This window comes from Sutterella parvirubra YIT 11816 (genome assembly GCF_000250875.1).
In the GTDB taxonomy this organism is placed as follows: domain Bacteria; phylum Pseudomonadota; class Gammaproteobacteria; order Burkholderiales; family Burkholderiaceae_F; genus Sutterella; species Sutterella parvirubra.
Genome location: NZ_JH604924.1, coordinates 1 through 2,288 on the forward strand (window position 1 = coordinate 1; position 2,288 = coordinate 2,288).

2 protein-coding genes are annotated in these 2,288 nt (G+C 65.9%); both read left to right on the forward strand.

Annotation, left to right across the window (positions count from 1 at the left end):
• Positions 1-83 precede the first annotated feature (83 nt).
• On the forward strand, positions 84-1,028 hold the full coding sequence (locus HMPREF9440_RS03395) for an ABC transporter ATP-binding protein (protein ID WP_008541528.1): 945 nt from the start codon (positions 84-86) through the stop codon (positions 1,026-1,028).
• The gene (locus HMPREF9440_RS03400; RefSeq protein WP_008541530.1) at positions 1,025-1,879 is read left to right on the forward strand and encodes an ABC transporter permease; all 855 of its coding nucleotides are present in this window, start codon (positions 1,025-1,027) and stop codon (positions 1,877-1,879) included. Before HMPREF9440_RS03395 ends, HMPREF9440_RS03400 begins: the two co-directional genes overlap by 4 nt.
• Positions 1,880-2,288 lie beyond the last annotated feature (409 nt).

The window sequence follows — 2,288 nt, forward strand, 5'->3', positions numbered from 1 at the left end:
GGAAACTCTCCGTACGACCAGTTTAACCCTCGAACCCAACCCCCATTTCCAGAAACCCAATGCCCACTCAACCCTCAGAAACCATGCAACACGCCCGAGCGCCCCACGCCCAACTTTCCCCGCCCGCCCTCGTGGTCGAGGGCCTGCGCAAAACCTACCCGAACGGCACCGAAGCCTTGAAGGGCGTCTCCTTCACGGTCGAAGAGGGCGAGTTCTTCGGACTCCTCGGCCCGAACGGCGCCGGGAAGACGACGTTGATCTCGATCCTTGGCGGGCTCGCGACGGCGTCGGTCGGGCGTTTGTCTGTGTGCGGGCTCGACCTCCATAAGAACAAGCGCGCAGCGGCCCGGCGGCTCGGGATCGTCCCGCAGGAAATCACCTTCGACCCCTTCCTCACGGTCCGCGAAACGCTCCGGTTTCAGTCGGGGTACTGGGGTCTCTCCGGGAACGACCGCTGGATCGGCGAGATCCTGGAGCGCCTGGGGTTGTCGGACAAGGCCGACCGCCGCATGAACGCGCTCTCGGGCGGGATGAAGCGGCGCGTCCTCGTCGCGCAGGCGCTCGTTCACCGGCCGCGGATCATCGTGCTCGACGAACCCACCGCCGGGGTCGACGTGGAGCTTCGCGAATCGCTCTGGAGCTTCATCGGCGAACTTCACGCCGCGGGCGCGACCGTCATCCTCACGACCCACTACCTCCAGGAGGCGCAGGCGATGTGCGGCCGCATCGCGATCATGAACAAGGGCGAGTTGGCCGCCCTGGAGCGCACCGAAGATCTGCTCTCGCGCTTCGAAGGCCGCGTCCTCAAGGCCCGCATCACGGGCGGTGACCTCCCGCCCGCGCTTCTTCCCCACGTCATCCGCCGGCACGGCCCCGAAGTGACGGTCCGGGTGGGCGACGCCGCGGATTTGTCGGCAAAGCTCGCCGAGCTCACCGCGGCGGGCGTGCGGCTTGAAAACCTGACGGTGCGCGAAGCGGACCTCGAAGACGTCTTCCTCAACATCACCACTTCCGCGGAGGCGGCATGACGACCGGCCCGACCCTTTCGATCAAAACGGACGGCCATGCCGAAGCCAAAGCGGACGCCGTTGTCGACGCTTTTGCCGACGTCCGTTCTTCGGCCTGGACGCCCTTCCTCACGCTCTTCCGGAAGGAGGTCGTCCGCTTCATGAAGGTTTGGATGCACACGGTGATCGCGCCGGTGCTGACCGGCTTCCTCTATCTGGTGGTCTTCGGTGAGGCGCTCTCGAAGCACCTCCCGGTCTACGAAGGCGTCTCCTACACGGCCTTCATCATCCCGGGCCTCATCATGATGACGGTGCTCCAGAACGCGTTCTCCAACACCGCGTCGTCGCTGATCCAATCGAAGATCTCGGGGAACCTCGTCTTCGTCCTCATGCCGCAGATCCCGGGCGCGCAGGTGGCGGCCGCGTACGTGGCGGCGAGCTGTCTGCGCTCCGCTTTGGCGGGTCTCGGGCTCTATCTCGCCTGCGCCTACTGGGCGGCGCCGACGCCCGCGCACCCCGTGCTCCTTTTGGCGTTCGGCGTGTGCGGGGCGGTGATCATGGCGTCCTTGGGTCTCATCACGGCGCTCTGGGCCGAGAAGTACGACCAGATGGGCGCGGTGATGAACTTCGTCGTGATGCCGCTCACGTTCCTCTCCGGGGTCTTCTACTCGGTCGAAGCCTTGCCCGGCTTCTGGCAGGGGGCGACGAGGTTGAACCCCTTCTTCTACCTCGTCGACGGCTTCCGCTACGGGTTCTTCGGGGCGGGAGCGGTGGAACCCTTGACGAGTCTGGCCGTCGCGGCCGTGACGGCGGCGGTGACGCTCATGGGCGCGGCGGTGCTCCTGGCGAGGGGGTGGAGGATCCGCAGTTGAGGAACTGAGGAACTGAGGATTGCGGCGTCGACGGACCGGGGCCGGGGCGGGGGAGGTGTTTCCCGACCGGTCTTCCCAAAACGCTTCGAAACGCACGGAAAACGCACTAAAAACGCACGAATGGGCCCGTCTCCGGCACCGCCGGAGGCGGGCTTTCCATTCTGCGGCAAGCGCAGCGAAATCAATCTCTTCGCGTGAAGCATCAACGGCAAAGGAACGCACGCCGCGGAGCCGCTCCTTCAGCGAGCCGCGAAGCGTCCTCGGGTTTTCCGCCTCGTGCGTTTTGCCTAAGACCGTCATAGACTTGCCCGAACCGCGCGCAATGACCGGACGGACCGTGAGGACCAACTCCGGCAGGGCGCTCTTTCCCGGGACCGGCCCCTACCGGTTTCGGGATGCCGGATGCGTC

Bases quoted from the DNA above. Each gene is read 5' to 3' on its own strand.
- HMPREF9440_RS03400 (WP_008541530.1), top strand. From the start codon at position 1,025: ATGACGACCGGCCCGACCCTTTCGATCAAAACGGACGGCCATGCCGAA.
- HMPREF9440_RS03395 (WP_008541528.1), top strand. From the start codon at position 84: ATGCAACACGCCCGAGCGCCCCACGCCCAACTTTCCCCGCCCGCCCTC.